Below are 21,639 nucleotides of genomic sequence, written 5' to 3' on the forward strand. Positions count from 1 at the left end.
ATGGACTTTAAAGAAAAAAGGAAAAAACTTCTTTATGGAGTTATTGTTTTATGTTTTATAACGGCAGCTATTTGGATTTATGGTCTTTGGTGGCGTTATTACGAAGTGACTCATCCTCGTATTGCACAGGCTATTCCTCATTCGTATGAGGAGCAGGTTCCTCTGTATGGTGTTCTTTTATGGGACGAAGTTGTAGTGACTTCTCCCCTCAAGGGAACACTTTCATATGCTGTTTCAGGGCATGGAGGGAGAGTCAGCAAAGGGGATGTCATTGCGACTGTAACAGCCTCCGCACGCCAACAATTACGGGCCCCTCAGACAGGTTATTTTATTCCGGGCCTTGATGGTGTGGAAGGTGGGTTGAGCTACTCTTCCCTTTGGGGGGGAGAGGAAAAATTTCCTGACCTTCCATCGCTGAGGTATTTTCCTGGAAATCATAAAGTTAACAAGGGAGACGCTATCGGCAAAATTATTCCGATGCCTCAACAGCTGCGTATTGTAGGTTATGCCGATTTAACTCCGGCCCTTGAAAAACAACTGGCACGAGGAGTACTTTTGGTGCGCAGAGGGCCCAAAGAATCATTGTACGAAGCGGGAATACGCGTAGTTCGTAAAATGGGGTATAGAACAAAATTGTATCTCTCATTGCCCTTTTTTCCTGTTAATATTGTGAAAAATCGTTCTGTATCGTATCTTATTTCTACGGAAGAACGTGTAGGCGTTTCAGTTCCTCAATCGGCGGTTATCTTGCGAGGCGGGAAACTTGGGGTTTTCCTTGTAGAAGGAAACTATGCCTGTTTTAAAGAAATCAATGGTATTCCCCTGTCTGATCATCTTTTTTTCGTGACAAGCGGACTGCAACCAGGAAATATTGTTATACTCAAAGCAGATCATGCCAGGGAGGGTCGAGTTGAGCTATGGTAAACGTTAATATTTGTGAAAATGTAGAAAGAATTCGTGGCTTGATTGCAGAAAGTGCAAAGAAGAGCGGGCGCAAAAAAGAAGAGATTCAACTTATTGCTGTGACTAAAAATCACAAAGTAGAAGAAATGGTTAAGGCCATACAGGAAGCGGGCGTTACGAACATTGGTGAAAACCGAGTGCAGGAAGCCCAGACCAAGCGGGCAAGCTGGCCGGAAAATGTAAATGCTGAATGGCATCTTATAGGACACTTGCAGAGAAACAAAGCAAGAAAAGCTCTTGAAATTTTTAATGTTATTCAATCTTTAGATTCTATTGCTCTTGCAGAACGACTTGAACGTATTTGTGTGGAAATGAAGCGTACAGTTCGTGTTTTGCTTGAGGTCAATACCTCGGGAGAAAGTGCCAAACATGGAGTTGCTCCCGATGATGTCTATTCTCTTTTCGATTATGTTATGGGAGAGTGTCCATCTCTAACAGTTCAAGGTCTTATGACTGTAGGTCCTCTCACGGAAGAAGAAAGCGAAGTTAGAGAGGCTTTCGCTCTACTCAGAAGCTTGAAAGAAAATTTAAGCTCATCAAGGGACGTTTCGCTTCCAGAACTTTCTATGGGGATGAGCGGCGATTTTCAGTGGGCTATCGAAGAGGGAAGTACCATGGTCCGGATCGGGACGGCGATATTTGGTCCTCGATCGTATTAACCGCTCTTATATTATAGGAGGTGGTTCAATGTTCGAGCGCCTTATGGCGATGTTGGGGCTTGCCGAATATAACTACGATGACGTTAATGGTGAAGATGAAACGGAATTAGAAACAACTTACGGCGAAGAAGATGTTGAAGAACGCCAGAAACGTATCTTAAAATCTCCACCGACACAGGCTCAGATTATTATTTGTCGTGGAGAACTTTGTCTTGATCGTAGAGAAGAACTTGGGGAAGCCCTGCATAAGGGTCTTAATGTTATTGTTGATTTGCGGAATATGGATCGTGACGTAGGGCAAAGTGTACTTGATTTTTTGTGTGGAGTTGCTTTCGCTATGCGAGGAGATGTAGTTCGTGTCTCTCCAGGAGTATTCATGGCATCTCATCGCAAGGGTATAGTGGAAGAATGGAAGGAGGAACATCGTGCCTGATCTTATCACGGCGCTTGATATTGAAAGTAAAACCTTTTCCAGGGCTATCAGAGGGTATGACCCCGATCAGGTTGACGAATTCCTTGATCATTTAGCAGAGACGTTACGTCTTATGGGGCAGCAGTTCTCAGACCTGGAACGGGAAAAAATGTGTTTGGAAGAGCAATTGAAGGAATATAACAATCTTAAGGATACATTGCAGGAAACACTTCTCATGGCTCAAAAAAGTGCAGAAGCGAAAAATGATGCGGCAAAGCAGGAAGCTGATGCTATTATTTCTGAGGCCCGGGCCAAGGGAGAGAGAATTGTTTTTGAGGCGATGAACGAGCGAGACCGTCATCGACGTGATGCGGCCAGGTTTTCTGACATGAAACGCGTCTTTAAGAGTGATATGGCAGCTTTGTTGACCAAGTTCTCTTCCTTAATCGATTCTATTGAAGACGATGTTGACGTTACTCAGGAAATTACTGTAGTTGAGGAGCATCAGGCGGAGTGACCGAACTTGAAGTACATCAGCAACCGATTCGCTACATAAAAGGGGTAGGGGCAGTTCGAGAAAAACTGTTGAATCGTCTAGAGATAGAGACGGTGGAAGATCTTCTTCTTTTTTTCCCCCGTCGTTACGAAGATCGGAGGGGATTAACCCCCCTTGCCGATGTAAAGCCGGATACAACAGTTTCTCTTCTCGTTCGTGTTGTTGCTTTGGAAAAACGCCAGACCTCAAGAAAAGGCTTCATGATTATCCAAGCTCTTCTTACTGATGGACACGATTTCATACGGGCTGTCTGGTTCAATCGGAAGGGACTTGAACGCCTTCTCACTCCAGGGAAGGAAGTTGCATTATATGGTGCAGTTGAATGGCGATACGGGCAACTGCAAATTACGAGTCCTGAATTTGAAATCATAGAGGAAGGGGAACATCCGGATTCCATTGGACATATTGTGCCGGTTTATCCACTTACTGCCGGATTGCAACAACGCTGGTTTCGCAATGTAGTTCGTTTTTGTCTTGAAAATTATAAAATAACGTCGGACCCTCTTCCAACATCTATTTGCTTGAAATATGAATTTCCGACGTTCTTCGAAGCTGTTCGTGAAATGCACTATCCACAAGGCAGAAAGAGCTGGAAGAAAGCGCGGGATCGTCTTGCTTTTCAAGAGCTATTCGTTCTGCAGACAGGAATGGCTCTCCGACGGGGTAAGCGTTCGCATTTTGCAGAAAAAGCGCCAATATTACCTGTAGATGGCCCGTTGCGGAAAAAGTTTTTAGATGAGGTCTTCCCTTACGCCTTGACTGAAGCGCAAAAGCGAGTCTCTTTCGAAATAAGTTCAGATTTGGAACAGAGCATTCCCATGCACCGTCTGCTTCAGGGGGATGTGGGCTCGGGAAAGACGGCTATTGCTGTTTTAGCCCTCATTCAAGCTGTGGAAGCTGGGTTTCAAGGAGCATTTATGGCTCCTACAGAAATTTTAGCCCAACAACATTACTATCGATTGAAATCCTTATTTAAACATTTGGGAATTTCTGTAGTTTTGCTCGTTGGTTCTTTAAAAAACAGCGTGAGGGATGATACACTGCACAAAATAGAAAGCGGCGAAGCACAGGTGGTTGTCGGGACCCACGCATTATTCTCAGATCCTGTTCTTTTCTTGAAACTGGGTTTGGCGGTTATAGATGAACAGCATCGATTTGGAGTGCTTCAAAAAAATGCACTGCGTTCCAAGGGAAGCAATGAGGGCATGGTTCCTCACGTGTTGGTGATGACGGCAACGCCCATTCCCAGAACACTTACGCTCTCTGTTTACGGAGATCTTTCTGTCTCTACAATAGATGAGATGCCTCCTGGGAGAACTGAGATTCATACTCGCTGGCTCAAGAAAAAAGAAGAGAGGCGATTGTGGACTTTCATTCGGGAGCGATGCTCGGAGAAAGAGAGAGTATATTGGGTGTGTCCTCTTATTGAAGAGAGTGAAGCCCTTTCAGTAACATCAGTTACGGAAAGATATGAATATTTGCAGGAACTATTTTCTGAACTGAGAGTGGGATTATTACATGGACAACTTCCAGCGAAGGAAAAAGAAAACGTGATGAATCATTTCGCCGCGGGGAAACTTGATATACTCGTATCGACTACTGTTATAGAAGTTGGAGTTGATGTTCCTGAGGCGACGGTCATGATTATCGAAGATGCGGATCGTTTTGGTCTTTCGCAACTTCATCAACTTCGTGGTCGAGTGGGAAGAGGAAAAAAACAGGGGTATTGCGTTCTTTTAAGCAACCCATCAACAAAGGAAGCTGTGGAACGGCTAAAGGTTATGTGTGCGACAACTGACGGATTTAAAATAGCGGAAGCAGATTTGAAACTTCGCGGTCCAGGAGAAGTTTGTGGCATCAGACAGCATGGAATTACAGATTTTCGTGTGGCTGATTTATTGAAAGATCGTTCTCTCTTGGAATTGGCCCGAAAAGATGCGTCTGATCTGATCGAAAAGGATTCACGACTTGAAAAAGAACCGGAACTTTTGAACTACGTGTTAAGAACAGTTGGACGAAACCTGGATTTGGTGGGAATTGCATGAATGAAGAATATTTTGAAAACTATCTTCAGCGTTTGTTGACCCGTGGAGCCTATACGTGTTGGCAAATTCAGGATAAACTCATAAAGAAGGGTGCAGCTGAAGAAGTAGCACATACATTGGTAGAAAAATATACAGAATTGGGCTTTCTAGATGATGAAGCCTATAGTATTCTTTATGTAGCATCTCATGTGGGGTGGGGTGACCGAAAGTTACGGGACGAGCTGAGACGACGAAAAGTGAGTCCTACGATAATTCAAAAGGTGCTCGAGGAAGCGGAAACAGACGAAGTACATCGTGCGTGTGTCTTGGCACAGGAGTGGAAGCGGCATGATGTTGATTCTCGAAAAATATGGGGACGATTGATACGTCGTGGATTTTCTGCCAGTTCCTGCAAGATTGCTTTGGAAAGGACTTGTGAGCCTTTCCGTTGATCTGTAAAATAGAATCCTCAGCACTACGTGTGCGGTCTTAAAATGTTACTGATCAGCACCTTGATAATAAAATGAGGAGTGATAGGCCAATTATGCAAATGATGACTGCTATTATAGGAATAGCTGCTGGCCTTGCTGCTGGAGTTGCAGCAGGGTTCATGCTTTCAAAGACTATTGGAGCCAAACATCTTGAAAATGCCAAATTACGAGCAGAAACAATTCTTAAAGAGGCTCTTCAAGAGGGGGAACAGCGTAAACGGGAGAAGTTGGCGGAGGCTCGCGAAGAAGCGTATAAACTTCGTCAGGAAGTTGAACGGGAAAGTAAGGAGCGTCGCTTGGAACTTCAAAGAGCAGAACGACGCCTTGAGCAAAAAGAAGAAAATCTTGATAAAAAGATGGACCGGATTGGTCACAAAGAGGAAGAACTTCGTCAACGTAAAGACGATATAGAGAAACAGTCTGCCGAGGTAGAGCTTGTTCGACAGGAACAGGTTAAACGCCTTGAAGAGATTGCTCAAATGTCGAGAGAAGAGGCCCGTCAGATTCTTCTTAAAGAGACAGAAGACGATATGCAGCATGATTTGGGCATGCTTATGAAAGATTTAGAGGAACGAACGCGGCGAGAAGCGGAGAAAAAGGGGAAAGAAGTTCTTGCGACGGCTATCCAACGTTGTGCTGTTGAACAGACATCGGAAGTCGCCGTGAGTGTCGTGCCTCTGCCTTCTGATGAAATGAAGGGACGTATTATTGGCCGTGAAGGACGAAATATTCGTTCCTTTGAAACCTTGACAGGCGTAGATCTTATTGTTGATGACACGCCAGAAGCTGTGACTTTGAGCAGTTTTGATCCTGTACGAAGAGAGGTTGCACGTCTTTCTCTCGAAAGACTTGTTGCCGATGGAAGGATTCATCCTGCCCGGATCGAAGAACTGGTGGAAAAGGCAACAAAAGATGTTGATGAGCAGATACTTGAAGCTGGAGAAACCGCCCTTTTGGAAACAGGCGTTAAAAATATGCACGATGAGCTTATTCGCCTTATAGGTCAATTGCGATATCGATATAGCTACGGACAAAATGCCTTACAGCATAGCCTTGAAGTATCACACTTATCGGGTATTATCGCTGCTGAATTGGGTGTTGATGAGGAGTTGGCCAGACGAGCCGGTTTGTTGCATGATATAGGGAAGGCTGTGGACCATCAGATAGAGGGGCCTCACGCCCTTATCGGAGCAGACTTGGCGAAACGGTATGGCGAATCTCCAGAAATCATAAATGCTATCGCGGCACATCATGAAGATGTAGAGCAGCAGTCGGTGTTTGACGTTATTGTTGCTGCTGCAGATGCTGTGAGCGCATCTCGTCCGGGAGCTAGAAGAGAAAGCCTTGACGCATATATACGCAGACTCGAAAAGCTGGAGGAAGTAGCGAAATCTTTCAAGGGAGTAAGTAAAGCATTCGCTATACAGGCTGGACGTGAAGTTCGCGTTGTGGTCTCTCCCAATGTGACGGATGAAGGCGTTGTTTATAAAATAGCCTATGATATCGCCCGTAAGATCGAAGAAGAGATGAAATATCCAGGTCAGATCAAAGTCACGGTAACACGTGAGGTTCGGGCAACAGAATATGCGAAGTAGGCATTTGCGATGATGAGAATACTTTTCGTTGGAGATATAGTGGGGCGACCGGGTCGAAAAACTTTTTTGACCCAGTTGCCTCTTCTTAAGAAAGAATTTTCGAAGATTGATTTTGTCATTGTTAATGGTGAAAATGCTGCTGCTGGAAAGGGCTTGACGGAGAAAATCAAAGACGAGTTCTTTGATGCAGGAGTAGATGGTATTACATCAGGAAATCATATTTGGGATAGGTCTGATTTTTACACAGTTTTAGACGAAGAAACTCGAATAGTGCGGCCTGCTAACTATCCGCCAGGGTGTCCTGGAATAGGAGTGACTGTTCTTTCGAAACGAGGATTGAAGCTTGGCCTTATAAATTTGCAGGGTCGGGTTTTTATGCCTGATACTGACTGTCCTTTTCGTAAGGCTGATGAAATTTTAGAAGATTTTGCCGATGTTCCCACCCTAATTGATTTTCACGCAGAGGCAACATCTGAAAAGAGGGTTTTAGGTTTTTATCTTGATGGCAGAGTTTCAGCTTTTCTTGGAACCCATACTCACGTACAGACAGCTGACGAAGAAATTCTACCAAAAGGAACAGCATATATTTCTGATGTAGGAATGACAGGTGCGCATCACAGCGCTATTGGTATGACGTTAGAAAGTGTTTTGCCAAAATTCCTTACAGGTCTCCCCTCTCGATTTCAAGTGGCCAGCGACGATTTGCGTCTTAATGCTGTGCTTATTGATATCGACACAGAGACTAAAAAAGCTACACACATAGAAAGAATAGTACGAGTATTAGACGAAGAAAACTAATAAGATAATAAAAAAATTGATTAATAAAACAAAAGGGAGGAGCTTTCAAAAGCTCCTCCCTTTTTTAATCATGTAATTTTTATAATCTGCGGTCTTAGCAGATACGGGGCAACATTTCACCTACTGGCATATCCACTACTCGCATACCACCTATTTTTGTCTGAAGAGCAACCATTCCCTTATGTTCTTCAGTGACACTGCCTATTATTGAGGCTTCTTGGCAAAGAGGGTTTTCCCGTAAAATATTCAATACCTTATCTGCGTCTTTCGGGTCAACTCCTATGGCTGCACATCCTTCACACGCTAAATAAAGCGGATCAAAACCTAAAATATCACAGACAGACTGCACTGATGAACGAATAGGAATGCCCTCTTCTGAGAGTGTTACTCCTAATTGTCGTCCTTCGGCCCATTCGCACATAACCGTGCCCAGCCCTCCTCGGGTGCAGTCGCGCATACAGCGTAACCCATCAATTTTGAGCAGTGGTTCTAATGCTGGCCAAAGAGGAGCACAATCACTTTTCAGGTCTTCCGGATTAAGATCAAAACGGCTTGCCCCTATTGCTGCACCGTGTCGTCCTATAGATGTACTGACGATAATCGTATCGCTTGGCTGGAGAAGATTCATCCCCAACGGGGCAGGTGTAACTCTTTCTCCAACAGCGCATGTTGTTATGAAAAGACCTTCAACGTGCCCCTTGGGAACTACTTTAGTATCCCCTGCTACAAGCTGAATGCCGAGTTTTTGGCATATCGAAGAGGCACTTTTCATATATCGTGTGAGTTCATCTATATGAAAACCTTCTTCTGCAACAACACTCATCGTTATAAATTGAGGTTTAACCCCACGAACGGCTAAGTCATTTGCACTTCCGCAGATTGCAAGCTCTCCAATATCCCCACCTGGAAAATCTCGAGGCGAAACAGTAAAGCTATCAATGGTTACACCAATCTTCTCCCAGATAAGAGCACAATCTTCAAGATCTGACGTAAGATTTTTTTTAGGAAAGACGGAAAGAATGACCTGTATAAGATCTTGAGTTAATCGTCCGCCACTTCCGTGGCCAAGTGTGACTTTTTCCAGGGAGATTCACCTCCTCTATTATATTTGTAGTATGCAGAGCAAGACCCTTCACTTGAGACCATACATGGTCCAACGGGAGTCATAGGTGTGCATCGTTTAGCGAAAAGAGGGCATTCCAATGGACGTATATGCCCTGCTAAAACATCACCACAACGGCATCCTGCAGGAGGAGGCGGTGATGTAAGTGTTATTTGAAACCGAAGAAGGGTATCAAACGATGAAAACTCTTCCTTAAGCATATATCCGGAGAGAGGAATTTCTCCCAAGCCTCTCCATCGAGCAGAGCAGGGTGTAAATACCCGGTCTATCATTGAAAGAGCTTTTTGATTGCCTTCTGGTCGGACAGCTCGTGGATAGAGAGAGTGTAAAACAGCCTGACCATTTGCATGTTGAAAGACAAGGTCAGCAATGGCCAAAAGAATATCCATTGGTTCGAATCCGGCAATAGCACAAGGAATTTTATATTTTTGGGCAATGAACCGATAGGCGTTGTGTCCGAGAATAACACTGACGTGACCAGGAAGAATAAAACCATCTATTTTCAGGTCTGGATCTTGAACTAATTGCTCCAAAACGGGAGGTGTTTGTTTGTGATAACTCAGAATAGAGAAATTTGAAATGTTCTTTTCGCGCGCTTCGAGAACGGTAGCTGCGGTTGCTGGAGCAGTTGTTTCAAAACCCACAGCCAAAAAAACAACTTCTCGTTCGGGGTTATTTTCTGCAATGGATAAAGCCTGAGCTGCGCTTGTTACCAGTCGAACATCCTTCCCCTCGCTTTTTCTCTCGGAGAGAGAGCTCTTGGTTCCAGGAACACGAAGCATATCTCCGTAGGTTGCTACTGTGATTTGTGGCATGTCAAGAATGTCTATGGCGCAATCGATCTCTCCTTGATCTGTCACACAGACGGGACATCCTGGTCCAGATACAAGAGATAACTCTTCAGGAAGAAGAGAGCGGATTCCTGAACGGAATATAGAGACTGTATGTGTTCCGCATACTTCCATAAAAGTTAATGGTTTTGAAATTCTCTGGCCGATGGCTTCTATTACATGTTGAGCTGTAAAAGAGGCCTTGAAGGGGTTGGATTTTTTATCGGACTTTTGCATGGCTCTGTTCGGCATATTGATAAATTTCATCCCAAAGGGCCCGCAACTCTATTGAATCGTCTTTTTCTAGTTTTTCAATAGCAAAACCCGCATGTACCAGAACGGTATCTCCTATTTCAACAGAGTCTAACAAGTCTGTACGAACTTCAACCTGAACGGAACCTGTGTTGGCTAACGCTTTGTTTTCACCTAAGAATTTTTCTATTGTGTGAGGAACAGCAAGACACATCTCGTCTATCACTCCTTCCGACATATAATTCTACTCTATATCATTTCTTATGCAATGGACAGAAAAAATAAAAGAATTTTTGATCATTTTATTTTCATTTAAGGGCTACAATTATTAACCTCTTGATGTATAATTGAAGTACATTATCGTATATCTTGAATAATGCCAATCTTGAGTATTTTCAAATTTAGTTGTTGAGTGTGGGGAGGTGGAAGAGGAAAAAATAGAGTGAGAGTCGAATGTTACAAAAGTTTTTAGTAGTCAGATGAAAAGGGGGGTTATATGGAAGATGAGTAACAATGGAGAGAGAGAACAGTGGGGAAGTAGAATAGGTTTTATTCTTGCGGCCGCTGGTTCAGCCGTTGGTTTGGGAAACATTTGGCGTTTCCCTTATATCACTGGCCAAAATGGTGGAGGAGCTTTTGTTCTTATTTATGTTGCACTTGTTTTTGTTATCGGCTTCTCCGTTATGCTTGCAGAGGTAGCCATTGGACGTCGCGCTCAGTTGAATGCTGTAGGGTCATTTAAAAAATTAAAAGGTGGAGCTTGGCCGATCGTTGGCTGGATGGGTGTCGCTGCAGGGTTTATTATTTTGTCTTATTACGGAGTTATTGGCGGTTGGACTATTAAATACTTTATTAGCTCATGGACAGGGCTCATGGAAGCAGGAGCTGCTGGCAAGGCTGGAGATGTATTTGGCGGTTTCGTAACAAATACGCCACAAGTTATTATGTTCCAAGCGCTTTTTATGATAGTAACTATTTGGGTTGTCTATCGTGGTATAGGCGAAGGAATTGAAAAGTATTGTAAAGTGTTGATGCCAGCGCTTTTTGTAATTCTTTTGATTCTTATTGTTCGTTCTGTGACTCTTGAAGGCGCAGGAAAAGGGCTTGAATTCTATCTTAAACCCGACATGTCGAAAATTACCGGAGATACTTTCTTGGCAGCGTTAGGTCAGGCTTTCTTCTCTCTTTCTCTTGGCATGGGATGTATGATTACGTATGGCAGCTATTTGACGAGAAATACGACAATACCAAGTGCTGTTGGTCAGATATGCTTTATCGACACAATGGTAGCCTTACTTGCTGGTCTCGTTATTTTCCCGGCAGTTTTTGCATTTGGTGTCGAAGCCGGAGCTGGCCCGGGGCTTACATTTGTTACGTTGCCATCTGTCTTTTCTCAGATGCCTGGTGGTCCCATTTGGTCATCACTATTCTTTTTGCTTCTCTTCATAGCGGCGCTAACGTCTGCTATTTCTTTGCTTGAAGTGGTTTCTGCTTACTTTATCGATGAAATGGGATGGGGACGACCCAAGGCTGCGTTGCTTATGGGACTGACAATTTTCCTGTTGGGTATTCCTTCTGCAATTTCTCTTGCAGGCAATTTGAAAGTTGCGGGAAAAGATTTCCTTGATGCGGCGGACTTTTTGGCTTCTAACGTGTTGTTACCTTTAGGTGGACTCTTCATTGCCCTTTTTGTCGGCTGGGTCTGGACAGAGACTGCGCGTAAAGAGGTTAGCAACGATGGCACATATCAATTTGGTCTGATGGATGTATGGATTTGGATATGTAGAACTGTTGCCCCAATAGCCATTGCTATCATTTTCTGGCAGGGGTTGAAATGGTAAAAGAGTAGTAAGGTAATAAAAGTGAAATCAGCAGCGGGTTTTGACAATAGCTGCTTAAAGTAAAGATAACAGGGGGGAGAATAATTCCCCCTGTATTTTGTATATTTATGTGAATAGGATGAAAGTTTCATTTTTCACAAGGGCCTTGACTATCATCACTTATAGTGTAGAATCATAACAGATTGCCGGAGGAAGGTCGCAAGAGAGTCCTTTTTACTATGGTAGAGGGGCGCCGAAGGGGCAATGTTTTTAGGTGTAGGAACCTTAAAATGGAAACTCTCAGGCACAAGGATTGCGACTGGACGGGTCTCTGGAAGAGTTAGCCGCTCTTTTCATAGAGCCAGATTGGGCTATGCGACAGAGATTGTCTTACCTATAGAATCGATATAGGAGGCAGTGTATATGGGTCGCAAGCTCCTCGTAACAAATAATAAAACTCTTTGTAAGAGAGTGAAAAATGTCGAATGTGTAGAAGGATCGTCATTCGACGTTTTGGTTGTAGCTCGTGATTATATCCATCAAGGATGGGTTCTTTTGTCACATCCGCTTTATGGTAATTTGCGCCCCTATCAGCATCCTTTCCGTTCCCTTCTTTTAGAAGCTCCAAGTGAAAATTCTGTACGTCAAGTAGATACATATTCCCTTGAGCTTATAGAAAACGCTCTTTCGATTTATCGTTCTTGTGGAGAGAGGATACTAAAAGTCTCGTCTCTATCAGAGGAAATGATAGATGATTTCTCATTTCTTGATAAGGAACTTATTAAAGAAAGTCTGAATAAGTATTCAATGTTTTTCTCTGCTGGGGATGAGCAGAGATAAATAGGGGTTAGTGTTGTCGTGTTAGTGAGATTTTTAACTTTTTCTGAAAGGAGGTGAAGTTGAATGGCAATGGTCGAATTGACGAAAGAGAATTTCGATGCAGAGGTAAAGGAGAGCAGTCTCCCTGTACTCGTCGACTTTTGGGGCCCTAAGTGTGGTCCTTGTATGGCCCTTCTTCCCAACGTACATAAAATGGCCGAGGAGTTTGAAGGAAAAGTCAAGTTCACTTCTGTTGATGTTTCTCAGAACCGTCGTGTAGCTATCAACAATAGGGTGATGGGATTACCCACATTCCTTTTCTGGAAAGATGGCAAAGAGGTTGCACGTATTAGCGGTGCTGAGGTTACCCTTGAGAAAATCAAGGAAAATGTAGAGAAATTACTGTAAGCGAATCCGCGAAAAAGGGGGGGAGTCATTTGAAATTAGAACTCCATAACGTAAAAGTTAGTAAACTTGCATGGGGAGACAAGACAACAGTAAAAGACGGCGTTCTCTATGTCAACAAAGAAGAGCTTATTGCAAAGCTTTCCGATGACGAGCGTCTTGCTAAAATTGATGTTGATCTTGCTATGCCCGGCGAGAGCGTACGTATCCTTCCAGTGAAGGATGTTGTTGAGCCTCGTTGCAAACTCGAAGGCTCTAACGAAGTATTCCCCGGTTTCATCGGCGATGTAGACACCGTCGGCGAGGGCAAGACTCTCGTGTTAAAAGGTGCTGCCGTTGTAACAACGGGAAAAATAGTTCGTTTCCAGGAAGGCATCATTGATATGATGGGTCCTGGTGCGGAGTATACTCCTTATTCTCAGACCAACAACGTCGTACTTGTTCTTACTCCCGTTGATGATCTTGAGAAACACGATCATGAAGCAGCATGCCGTATGGCTGGCCTTAAGACCGCTGCTTACCTTGCCCAGAGCTGCAAGGAAGCAAAAGCTGACGAGGTCGAGACTTACGAGCTTCCTTCCTTCAACGAAGCTATGCATGCCTATCCTGAGCTTCCTAAAGTAGCATACCTCTATATGCTTCAGTCTCAGGGACTTCTTCACGATACCTATGTTTACGGTGTAGACGCCAAGAAAATTCTTCCCACATTCATCAACCCGACAGAAGTTTTTGATGGCGCTATCGTTTCCGGAAACTGCGTTTCCGCTTGCGATAAGAACAACTCCTATGTTCACCTCAACAACCCTGTCATCAAATCCATGTTTGATCGCCACGGAAAAGATTTCAACTTCATCGGCTGCATCATCACCAATGAGAACGTAACCTTGGCCGACAAGAAGAGAAGCTCTTCCTATGCTGTCAAACTTGCGAAGACACTTGGCGTAGACGGCGTTCTTATCTCTGAGGAAGGCTTTGGTAACCCCGATGCCGACCTTATCATGAATTGCTGGAAAGCCGAGCGCGCCGGAATCAAGACCACTCTTCTTACTGACGAATATGCTGGTCAGGACGGCGCAAGCCAGTCTCTTGCAGACTCCTGCAAAGAGGGCGATGCCTGTGTAACAGCTGGTAACGCTAACGAAGTTATCGTACTTCCTCCAATGGAGAGAGTTATCGGCATTCCTGAAGAAGCCAACACTATCGCTGGCGGCTGGCAGGGTTCCCTTGCTGAAGACGGCACAATTACCGTTGAGTTGCAGGCTATCCTCGGCGCTACAAGTGAGCTTGGTTACACGAAACTTGGAGCCTACACAATCTAGTTTTCAGTAGTGTAGGAAGTTCCTTATAAAAAAGACTAAAAAGGAGGTGCGAAGCATGGGCAAATTGGCTGGAAAAAAAGTTCTTCTTCTTGGCGAGCGCGATGGCGTTCCAGGACCTGCCATGGAAGCATGCTTCAAAGATAGCGGCGCTGAGGTTGTCTTCTCAGTGACCGAGTGTTTCGTCTGAACGGCTGCAGGAGCCATGGACTTGCAGAACCAGCAGCGTGTTAAAGATGCTGCTGAAAAGTATGGAGCCGAAAACGTAGTAGTAATTCTTGGTTCTTCTGATGCAGAAGGCGCTGAGATTTACGCTGAAACAGTAACAAACGGTGATCCTACTTTCGCTGGTCCTTTGGCTGGAGTTCCGTTGGGACTCGCAGTATACCACGTATTTGAGCAGGAAATTCGCGATGAAGCCGATGAAGCGGCTTGGGAAGATCAGATCAGCATGATGGAAATGGTTCTCGACCCCGAGGCACTTTCTGCTGCTGTAAAATCTATGCGCGAAGAATTTAGTAAGCATACATTATAAATCCTTATAGAAAGGAGGGGTACATATGACTTACCGTGTCGTTCATTATATAAATCAGTTCTTTGCAGGTATTGGCGGTGAGGAGAAGGCTGATTATTTACCAGAGCTTCGTGAAGGTGTAGTAGGCCCTGGTATGGCCCTTAATGCAGCATTTAAAGGAGAAGCCGAAATAGTCGCCACCGTTGTCTGTGGAGATACATACTTTGCTTCCAATATGGAAGAAGCAACAAAGACGATTCTTGATATGGTGAAAAAGAGCAATGCCGATGCTTTTATAGCTGGCCCTGCTTTTAACGCTGGACGTTATGGCACAGCTTGCGGCGCTATTTGTTCCGCAGTTTCCAAAGAGCTTGGCGTTCCTGTCGTTTCCGCCATGTATCCTGAAAACCCCGGCGTTGAGATGTATAGAAAGAACCTTTTCATCGTAGAGGCTGCTGACAGTGCTCGCGGAATGGGTAAAGCAGTGCCTGCAATGGCTGCTCTTCTTCTCAAACAGCTTAAGGGAGAGAAAATTGGTCTGCCCACAGAGGAAGGCTACATTGAGCGCGGTGTTCGAATCAACAAGTTCTATGAGAAACTTGCTGCCGAGCGCGCTGTTGACATGTTTGTAGCAAAAATGCAGGGCAAACCTTTCACAACTGAATATGCAATGCCTGTCTTTGACAGAGTAGCTCCAAACCCTGCCATTAAAGACCTTAAAAATGCCACTGTTGCTATTGTTACATCTGGTGGTATTTGCCCCAAAGGAAACCCTGATCATATCGAGGCTTCCAGTGCCAGCAAATATGGCGAATATGATATTACCGGCGTAGATGACCTTACAGCTGAAGCTTACTGCACAGCCCACGGTGGCTATGACGCTACCTATGCTGACCAGGATGCCGACAGAGTTCTTCCTGTTGACGTACTGAGAGAGATGGAAAAAGCCGGAGTATTTAAAAAGCTTCACAATAAATTCTATACAACAGTTGGTAACGGTACTGCCGTAGCCAGCGCAAAACGTTTCGGTGCCGAAATTGCTGAAAAATTAAAGAAAGACGGCGTCGATGCGGTAATATTAACATCCACCTGAGGAACTTGTACTCGTTGCGGTGCAACGATGGTAAAAGAAATTGAGCGCGCTGGTCTTCCAGTCGTTCACGTTTGTACAATCGTTCCTATTTCCTTGACTGTTGGTGCTAACAGAATCGTTCCAGCTGTTGCCATTCCTCACCCCCTGGGTGACCCAACAAAGCCTTTCGAGGAAGAAAAAGCAATTCGTCGGCATCTCGTAGAGAAAGCTCTGAAAGCCCTTCAGACAGAAGTCGACGATCAGACAGTTTTCACAGACTAGTAACGTCTGTAATCAGGGCCCAGGGTAATCCCTGGGCCTATCTCTTATTGTAGAATAATAAAGAAAGATTGTTAATTGAGGAGGTTTTTGCAGCCATGTCCAGTGTTGGTATTAAAGGTTACGCTTACTGCCTGAACCACGTCCCCGAACTGGGTCTCCATTATGGGAACACCCCTTACGTTGAGAGGCACCATCATAAAGGAGAGAGTGAGTATTTAAAAAATTTACCGGAACATATGCAGTCCTTTGAGGATGCAAGAGATTATGCTCCCAACCAGGCTTATATTGGCGGTTTCCCTCTTTCCGAGTATGAAGCCAAGAAACAGCCCTGGTATGAAAATCGTTTAACAGGTTCAAGCCGTTATGGCAAGTTTGGTGAAATCATGCCCGAGGATGAATTCCTTGGACTCATGGATATATGCGACGTCTTCGATATTATTTGGCTTGAGAAAGGTTTTGCAGCCAGCGTAAAAGAGAAGCTCGCCCAGGATCCAATAATTAATGATCATGTTCTTGCCCGTCTTGAGGCAGGACACGACCTTTCCGAAATAGAGACAGAAGTGAAAGATCATTTAGCTTTGCCTCTCTATTTTGACAATAAAGTTGTAGGATGCGCACGTAACGGTCACGAGGTTGACGAGTGCCTTTTCGCCTACGTATTACTTGAAAATTTAGCTTGTAAGGCTGGCGGAGTATTGGCCCTTCTTCACATGTTGGAAAATACAGGCGTTGCTCCTGAGGAAATCGATTTTGTTATCGAGTGTTCTGAAGAGGCTGCCGGAGATATGAACCAGCGTGGCGGCGGCAACTTTGCAAAATCTGTTGCTGAAATCGCAGGCTGTGTAAATGCAAGTGGATGTGACGTTCGTGGATTCTGTGCTGGCCCTGTTAATGCTATGCTTGCAGCGGCATCACAGGTTGCTTCCGGTCTTCGTAAAAACTGTGTCGTGCTCGCTGGTGGAGCTATTCCTAAGCTTTACATGAACAGCCGCGACCATGTTAAAAAGGGAATGCCTGCACTGGAAGATTGCCTTGGAAACTTTGCAATTATGCTTGTGCCCGATGATGGTACAAATCCAGTAATTCGCCTTGATGCTGTGGGTAAGCACTCTGTAGGTTCCGGAGCTTCCCCCCAGGCTGTTACCTCTGCCCTCGTTTTCGAGCCTTTGCAGAAAATTGGTTTGACATTTACAGATGTAGATAAGTTTGCAGCTGAACTTCACACACCTGAAATAACACTTCCTGCCGGCGCCGGCGACGTGCCTCTTGCAAGCACAAAAATGATTGCTGCGTTAGCTGTTATGAAGAAAGTTATTGAGAAAGCCGACATGATGAACTTCGTAAAAGAGAAAGGTCTCGTTGGATATGCCCATACACAGGGACATATCCCTTCTGGAGTTCCTTTCGTTGGCCCAGCTTGCGAAGCCATTAAAGAGGGTTCTATGAACCGGGTAATGATCATCGGTAAGGGAAGTTTGTTCCTTGCACGTTTGACCAACCTGGCTGACGGAGCTTCCTTCCTTATCGAGCCGAGCAGCGGTGGTGCTGGAGCTGCCGTGAGCAAGGAAGATGTTAAAGCGCTGATTCTCGAGGTTCTTTCTGAGATCACGGAAAAGCTCCAGTAGTAGGAGCGAGGTGAGCAGTATGAGTGAAATCAGGCGTCTAGTCGGGGAGGCTCTCTCCGAAATAGTTGAAACAGCTAAAAGTGGCGGTCCTCGCATCAGCGTAGGACTTATGGCTACTGGAAGTGAACATGGAGGAGAAGAGCTGGCGAAAGCTGGTGTTCTGGCTCAGGCACAGTATCCCAACGTCAAGGTCGTTATGATCGGTCCCAAAGTGGATGGATATGATGAGCTTGAATGGATTGAAACTCCTAATTGTGAGGCAGATGTTTCTTCCGCAATGGAGAAAGCCATAAAAGAGGGAGTTATACAGGGTGCTGTCGCGATGCACTATCCTTTCCCCATGGGAGTAACAACTATTGGACGTGTTGTAACTCCTGCTAAAGGAAAAGATATGATTATCGCTTCTTCCACAGGTACTTCTGCTATTCAGAGAGTTGAAGCCATGGTTAAGAATGCGATTTACGGTATTGCCGTTGCCAAGTCTATTGGTAAAGAGAATCCGACGGTAGGTATATTAAACGTAGAAGGAGCTCAGCTTGTTTTCAGAGCTTTAAGCCAGTTGAAAGAGAAAGGCTACGATATTACCTTTGGAACAAGCATTCGTAAGGATGGCGGTTCTGTCCTTCGTGGGAACGATATCCTTGCTGGTGCCGTTGATGTGTGTGTTAGCGACACATTGACAGGTAACGTGTTGATGAAGGTATTCTCTTCATTTAACACAGGTGGTTCCTATGAGGCTCTCGGTTGGGGTTACGGCCCATCAGCTGGTGAAGGCTGGCCTCACGTTATTTCCATTATTTCAAGAGCTTCCGGTGCTCCTGTAATTGCTAATGCCTTAGCTTATAATGCAGCTGCGGTTCGTGGAAATCTTCCTGCAGTTGTTGCTGAGGAAATTGCGAAAGCAAAAAGTGCTGGACTTGACGATATCATTGCGGCCCTGCAGCCCAAACCTGCGGCTGCAGAAGAGGAGATAACACCTCCTCCTGCAGAGCCGACAGATGATGAAATTCATGGGATAGACGTACTTTCCATTGAAGATGCCGTAAAGGTGCTTTGGAAAGAAAAGATCTACGCCGAGTCTGCCATGGGCTGTACAGGCCCAGTGGTGAAGTTACCGGCAAAGTATACAGAAAAGGCCAAAGAAATATTAAAGGCCAACGGATATCTCTAGAATCAAGTAATACTAAAGACTCAAAATAGAAATAAAAGAGTAAGCGGGAAAACAGTTTAATGTTTTCCCGCTTTTTTTATGAAATAAAAGTGATATAATTTTCGTAGTTTTTAGATTGTTTAAAATCTAACAAAAAGTAGGAGGTGGTAGAAAGTTCAGTTTAGCACGTGCTTTTCGCTCCTTGAAGTTTGCACCACGAGAAAGAGTGTGTTGTGAAGAGAGTAGAGAATGACAAGAATAGAGAAAAGTCATGTTCTCTCTCATAGTGAAAGGGGGAATTGCATCAATGGACGCTATTATGAAGCTGAACGGTGTAATTAATGGTATTGTGTGGGGGCCGTGGATGTTGGCTCTTTTAGTTGGCACAGGTGTTTACCTGACCCTGATTCTCGGCTTTCCTCAGATTCGGTATTTTGTTCTTATGTTTAAGGAAGTTTTCGGTAATTTAGGTAAAAAGAAAGAAGGAGAAGGTACGATTTCTTCCTTCGCAGCTCTGTCTACAGCTCTTGCCTCAACCGTTGGAACCGGTAATATCGCCGGTGTTGCGACGGCCCTTCACCTAGGCGGCCCAGGAGCACTTTTCTGGATGCTCATTTCAGCCGTTTTCGGTATGACGACAAAAATGTGTGAAGTTACGCTGGCTGTCCGTTTCCGTGAAAAGGATGTTTTGGGGAACTGGCGCGGTGGTACCATGTATGTATTAGAAAAAGGTACCGGATATAAATGGCTTGCTTGGCTTTTCGCTCTTTTTGCATTCCTTGCCTCTTTCGGAATCGGATGTGCTGTTCAGTCAAACTCCACAGCTGAAGGATTCTTCCTTGGCTTTGGTATCCCTCAGATTTGGACAGGTATTGCAGTTGCCGTATTGACGGCTCTTGTTATCGTTGGTGGTTTGAAACGTATTTCTGACGTTACGACATATCTTGTTCCTTTCATGGCTGTTTTTTATATTATCGGCGGCATCATTGTCGTTTTTGCTCACGCGAGCGAAGTTCCGGCAGCATTGGCCAGTGCTGTTAAGTATGCCTTCAGTGATCCCATGGCAATGCCTGGAGCTTTAGCGGGTTGGACGATAAAGATGGCCCTTACAAAGGGTATTGCGCGAGGAGTCTTTTCAAACGAAGCCGGTTTGGGCTCTGCCCCTATGGTTCACGCTACCGCTATAGTTGATCACCCAGTTCGTCAGGGAATGTACGGTTTGTTCGAAGTTTTTACAGATACAGTCGTTATTTGTTCTCTTACATCTTTAGCCATCATTACCAGCGGCGTTCTTACGGGAAAACCAGAGCTTTCTGGAGCTCAGCTTTCTCTTTCTGCATTCCAGGTTGTTCTTGGCGGAACCGGTACAATGATCTTATCCATAGGACTGGGATTGTTTGCTTTCTCAACAATTCTTGGTTGGTATTGGTACGGTGAAACAGCTGCTACATACATTTTTGGACCAAAAGTCATTCCTGTCATGAAAGTGCTCTGGATTATCTTCATATTCCTTGGTGCTGCTGGTGGAACCCTCCTCGGGGATGCCAGTTCCTTCTTAACAAACCTTTGGGACCTTTCAGATACATTGAATGGACTAATGGCTGCCCCTAACCTTGTTGCCCTTCTTTTACTTTCTAACGAGCTTCGTCGTCTTGTCAAAGATTTTGATGCCAAGAGAAAATCAGGAGAACTTGAGTAAATTATCACAATTTGACAAATATACTAACTATTGTAACATGGCGGCAGGGGCGGATTTCCGCCCCTGTCTTCTGTGCAACGAAATTTATATAAAGAACAGGGGGAATAGGTGTGTTACTTCGTCCTACCAGAATGGAAGTTAATTTGAAGAATATTCAATCTAACTTCAAAGCAATTCAGAAACACGTAGGAACTGGTTCCCAGGTCATGGCTGTAGTGAAAGCTGATGCTTATGGGCACGGTGCTTTAGAAGTAACCAAAGCTCTTCTTGATGTAGGATGTCAGCGTTTTGCCGTAGCCACTCCAGATGAGGCGGTACAGATACGAGAAGCAGCAATAAACGACCCACTATTGGTTCTTGGCCCCTCTCCTTACGATGTTGCTTCAGAATATGTCAAATATGATATAGCGGCTGCCCTTACAGATATTAAGTTTGCACAGGCGATGAGCCGTGAAGCTGTTAATCAGGGAAAGACAGCTTTGCTTCATCTAAAAATTGATACTGGAATGGGGAGAATAGGTTTTCTCCCACAAGAAATACCTCAAGTTATAGATGAAATTTTGAAATTACCAGGAATAAGAGTAGAAGGACTCTTTACTCACTTTGCTGTTGCAGATGAAAAACGCTTGGATTATACAGAGCTTCAATTTACGCGATATATGGATGTGTATCATTTTCTTGAGAGCAAGGGGCTCCGAATTCCATTGCGCCATGTTTGCAATAGCGCAGCAGTGCTTCATTCTCCCGAGATGTATCTGGATGCTGTTCGACCAGGTGTCATCCTTTATGGTATGTGGCCTTCTGATGAGTGCGTTCGCCCTATAGAATTAAAGCCCACATTTGAAGTAAAAACGGCTATTGCTTCTATAAAAGAGTTGCCATGCAATAGTGGCATCGGATACGGTCTTCGCTATATGACACGAGGCATAGAAAAAATTGCCATTATTCCGTTAGGTTATGGAGACGGGTACTCTCGCTCACTGTCAATGAAAATACCAGTTCTTGTGCGCGGTAAAAGAGTTCCTATTGTTGGAAATATATGCATGGATCAGACGATGATCGATGTTACGGATATAGATGACGTAAAAGTGGGAGATGAAGTTGTTATTATAGGGCGTCAGGGTGAAGAGTTTATTACGCCAGAGGAAGTGGCGGCAATTCGGAATACTATTAATTACGAAATTCCAATTATGTTTTTGCCGCGAGTTCCCAGAGTTTATATTCGTTAGATCAA

General features: G+C 44.5%; 21 protein-coding genes and 1 riboswitch. Of the genes, 18 read left to right on the forward strand and 3 right to left on the reverse strand.

Annotated features, from left to right (window positions below):
• The 8 genes from RBH88_RS02810 (at position 1) to RBH88_RS02845 (ending at position 7,498) form a co-directional block, all read left to right on the forward strand.
• Positions 1 to 924, forward strand: coding sequence for a hypothetical protein (locus RBH88_RS02810; RefSeq protein WP_213690840.1), 924 nt, complete (start codon positions 1 to 3; stop codon positions 922 to 924).
• On the forward strand, positions 918 to 1,622 hold the full coding sequence (locus tag RBH88_RS02815; protein ID WP_307879847.1) for a YggS family pyridoxal phosphate-dependent enzyme: 705 nt from the start codon (positions 918 to 920) through the stop codon (positions 1,620 to 1,622). The genes RBH88_RS02810 and RBH88_RS02815 overlap by 7 nt, the downstream gene beginning before the upstream one ends.
• Before the next feature lie 28 nt (positions 1,623 to 1,650).
• Positions 1,651 to 2,055: a cell division protein SepF gene (sepF, locus tag RBH88_RS02820; RefSeq protein ID WP_213690842.1), complete on the forward strand. Its 405-nt coding sequence runs from the start codon at positions 1,651 to 1,653 to the stop codon at positions 2,053 to 2,055.
• Positions 2,048 to 2,551, forward strand: a complete 504-nt coding sequence (locus RBH88_RS02825) for a DivIVA domain-containing protein (RefSeq protein WP_307879848.1) — start codon at positions 2,048 to 2,050, stop codon at positions 2,549 to 2,551. The genes sepF and RBH88_RS02825 overlap by 8 nt, the downstream gene beginning before the upstream one ends.
• A complete protein-coding gene (gene recG, locus RBH88_RS02830) occupies positions 2,548 to 4,635 on the forward strand; it encodes an ATP-dependent DNA helicase RecG (protein ID WP_213699634.1) in 2,088 nt (695 codons plus the stop codon). Before RBH88_RS02825 ends, recG begins: the two co-directional genes overlap by 4 nt.
• The gene (locus RBH88_RS02835; protein WP_213699633.1) at positions 4,632 to 5,066 is read left to right on the forward strand and encodes a regulatory protein RecX; all 435 of its coding nucleotides are present in this window, start codon (positions 4,632 to 4,634) and stop codon (positions 5,064 to 5,066) included. The genes recG and RBH88_RS02835 overlap by 4 nt, the downstream gene beginning before the upstream one ends.
• Before the next feature lie 92 nt (positions 5,067 to 5,158).
• Positions 5,159 to 6,700, forward strand: a complete 1,542-nt coding sequence (rny, locus tag RBH88_RS02840) for a ribonuclease Y (RefSeq protein WP_213690846.1) — start codon at positions 5,159 to 5,161, stop codon at positions 6,698 to 6,700.
• A gap of 12 nt (positions 6,701 to 6,712) precedes the next feature.
• Entirely contained in the window at positions 6,713 to 7,498 is a 786-nt protein-coding gene (locus RBH88_RS02845) for a TIGR00282 family metallophosphoesterase (RefSeq protein WP_213690869.1), read from the forward strand.
• Between the two features lie 94 nt (positions 7,499 to 7,592).
• Here RBH88_RS02845 and hypE read toward each other — a convergent pair whose 3' ends face one another.
• From hypE to RBH88_RS02860, 3 genes are read right to left on the reverse strand one after another with little or no spacing between them, the layout of a single operon-like run.
• Entirely contained in the window at positions 7,593 to 8,588 is a 996-nt protein-coding gene (hypE, locus tag RBH88_RS02850; protein ID WP_307880070.1) for a hydrogenase expression/formation protein HypE, read from the reverse strand.
• The gene (gene hypD / locus RBH88_RS02855) at positions 8,540 to 9,718 is read right to left on the reverse strand and encodes a hydrogenase formation protein HypD (RefSeq protein WP_307879849.1); all 1,179 of its coding nucleotides are present in this window, start codon (positions 9,716 to 9,718) and stop codon (positions 8,540 to 8,542) included. Before hypD ends, hypE begins: the two co-directional genes overlap by 49 nt.
• Complete coding sequence (locus RBH88_RS02860; RefSeq protein WP_307879850.1) at positions 9,672 to 9,941, reverse strand: HypC/HybG/HupF family hydrogenase formation chaperone; 270 nt, start codon at positions 9,939 to 9,941, stop codon at positions 9,672 to 9,674. The genes hypD and RBH88_RS02860 overlap by 47 nt, the downstream gene beginning before the upstream one ends.
• Positions 9,942 to 10,206: 265 nt before the next feature.
• On the opposite strand from RBH88_RS02860, the gene RBH88_RS02865 reads away from it, so the two are divergent.
• From RBH88_RS02865 to alr, 10 genes are all read left to right on the forward strand, one after another.
• Positions 10,207 to 11,544, forward strand: coding sequence for a sodium-dependent transporter (locus RBH88_RS02865; RefSeq protein WP_213699632.1), 1,338 nt, complete (start codon positions 10,207 to 10,209; stop codon positions 11,542 to 11,544).
• Positions 11,545 to 11,733: 189 nt separating this feature from the next.
• A riboswitch (glycine riboswitch) is annotated at positions 11,734 to 11,849 on the forward strand.
• 97 nt (positions 11,850 to 11,946) lie between these two features.
• The gene (locus RBH88_RS02870) at positions 11,947 to 12,363 is read left to right on the forward strand and encodes a GrdX family protein (protein WP_213690848.1); all 417 of its coding nucleotides are present in this window, start codon (positions 11,947 to 11,949) and stop codon (positions 12,361 to 12,363) included.
• 69 nt (positions 12,364 to 12,432) lie between these two features.
• Positions 12,433 to 12,750, forward strand: coding sequence for a co-chaperone YbbN (locus tag RBH88_RS02875; protein ID WP_213690873.1), 318 nt, complete (start codon positions 12,433 to 12,435; stop codon positions 12,748 to 12,750).
• A gap of 29 nt (positions 12,751 to 12,779) precedes the next feature.
• Positions 12,780 to 14,066, forward strand: coding sequence for a glycine/sarcosine/betaine reductase component B subunit (locus RBH88_RS02880; RefSeq protein ID WP_213690849.1), 1,287 nt, complete (start codon positions 12,780 to 12,782; stop codon positions 14,064 to 14,066).
• A 55-nt stretch (positions 14,067 to 14,121) separates the two neighbouring features.
• The gene (grdA, locus tag RBH88_RS02885; protein ID WP_213690850.1) at positions 14,122 to 14,598 is read left to right on the forward strand and encodes a glycine/sarcosine/betaine reductase complex selenoprotein A; all 477 of its coding nucleotides are present in this window, start codon (positions 14,122 to 14,124) and stop codon (positions 14,596 to 14,598) included.
• A 25-nt stretch (positions 14,599 to 14,623) separates the two neighbouring features.
• Positions 14,624 to 15,931 (forward strand): glycine reductase complex selenoprotein B, encoded by a 1,308-nt coding sequence (grdB, locus tag RBH88_RS02890; protein WP_213690851.1) that lies wholly within the window; start codon positions 14,624 to 14,626, stop codon positions 15,929 to 15,931.
• A 95-nt stretch (positions 15,932 to 16,026) separates the two neighbouring features.
• Positions 16,027 to 17,556 (forward strand): glycine/sarcosine/betaine reductase complex component C subunit beta, encoded by a 1,530-nt coding sequence (gene grdC, locus RBH88_RS02895; RefSeq protein WP_213690852.1) that lies wholly within the window; start codon positions 16,027 to 16,029, stop codon positions 17,554 to 17,556.
• Positions 17,557 to 17,575: 19 nt separating this feature from the next.
• Positions 17,576 to 18,727, forward strand: a complete 1,152-nt coding sequence (gene grdD, locus RBH88_RS02900; RefSeq protein ID WP_213690853.1) for a glycine/sarcosine/betaine reductase complex component C subunit alpha — start codon at positions 17,576 to 17,578, stop codon at positions 18,725 to 18,727.
• A 286-nt stretch (positions 18,728 to 19,013) separates the two neighbouring features.
• Complete coding sequence (locus RBH88_RS02905) at positions 19,014 to 20,405, forward strand: sodium:alanine symporter family protein (protein WP_213690854.1); 1,392 nt, start codon at positions 19,014 to 19,016, stop codon at positions 20,403 to 20,405.
• A gap of 110 nt (positions 20,406 to 20,515) precedes the next feature.
• Positions 20,516 to 21,634: an alanine racemase gene (gene alr / locus RBH88_RS02910; RefSeq protein ID WP_213699749.1), complete on the forward strand. Its 1,119-nt coding sequence runs from the start codon at positions 20,516 to 20,518 to the stop codon at positions 21,632 to 21,634.
• Positions 21,635 to 21,639: the final 5 nt, after the last annotated feature.

It is taken from the genome of Aminobacterium sp. MB27-C1, from assembly GCF_030908405.1.
Taxonomy (GTDB): domain Bacteria; phylum Synergistota; class Synergistia; order Synergistales; family Aminobacteriaceae; genus Aminobacterium.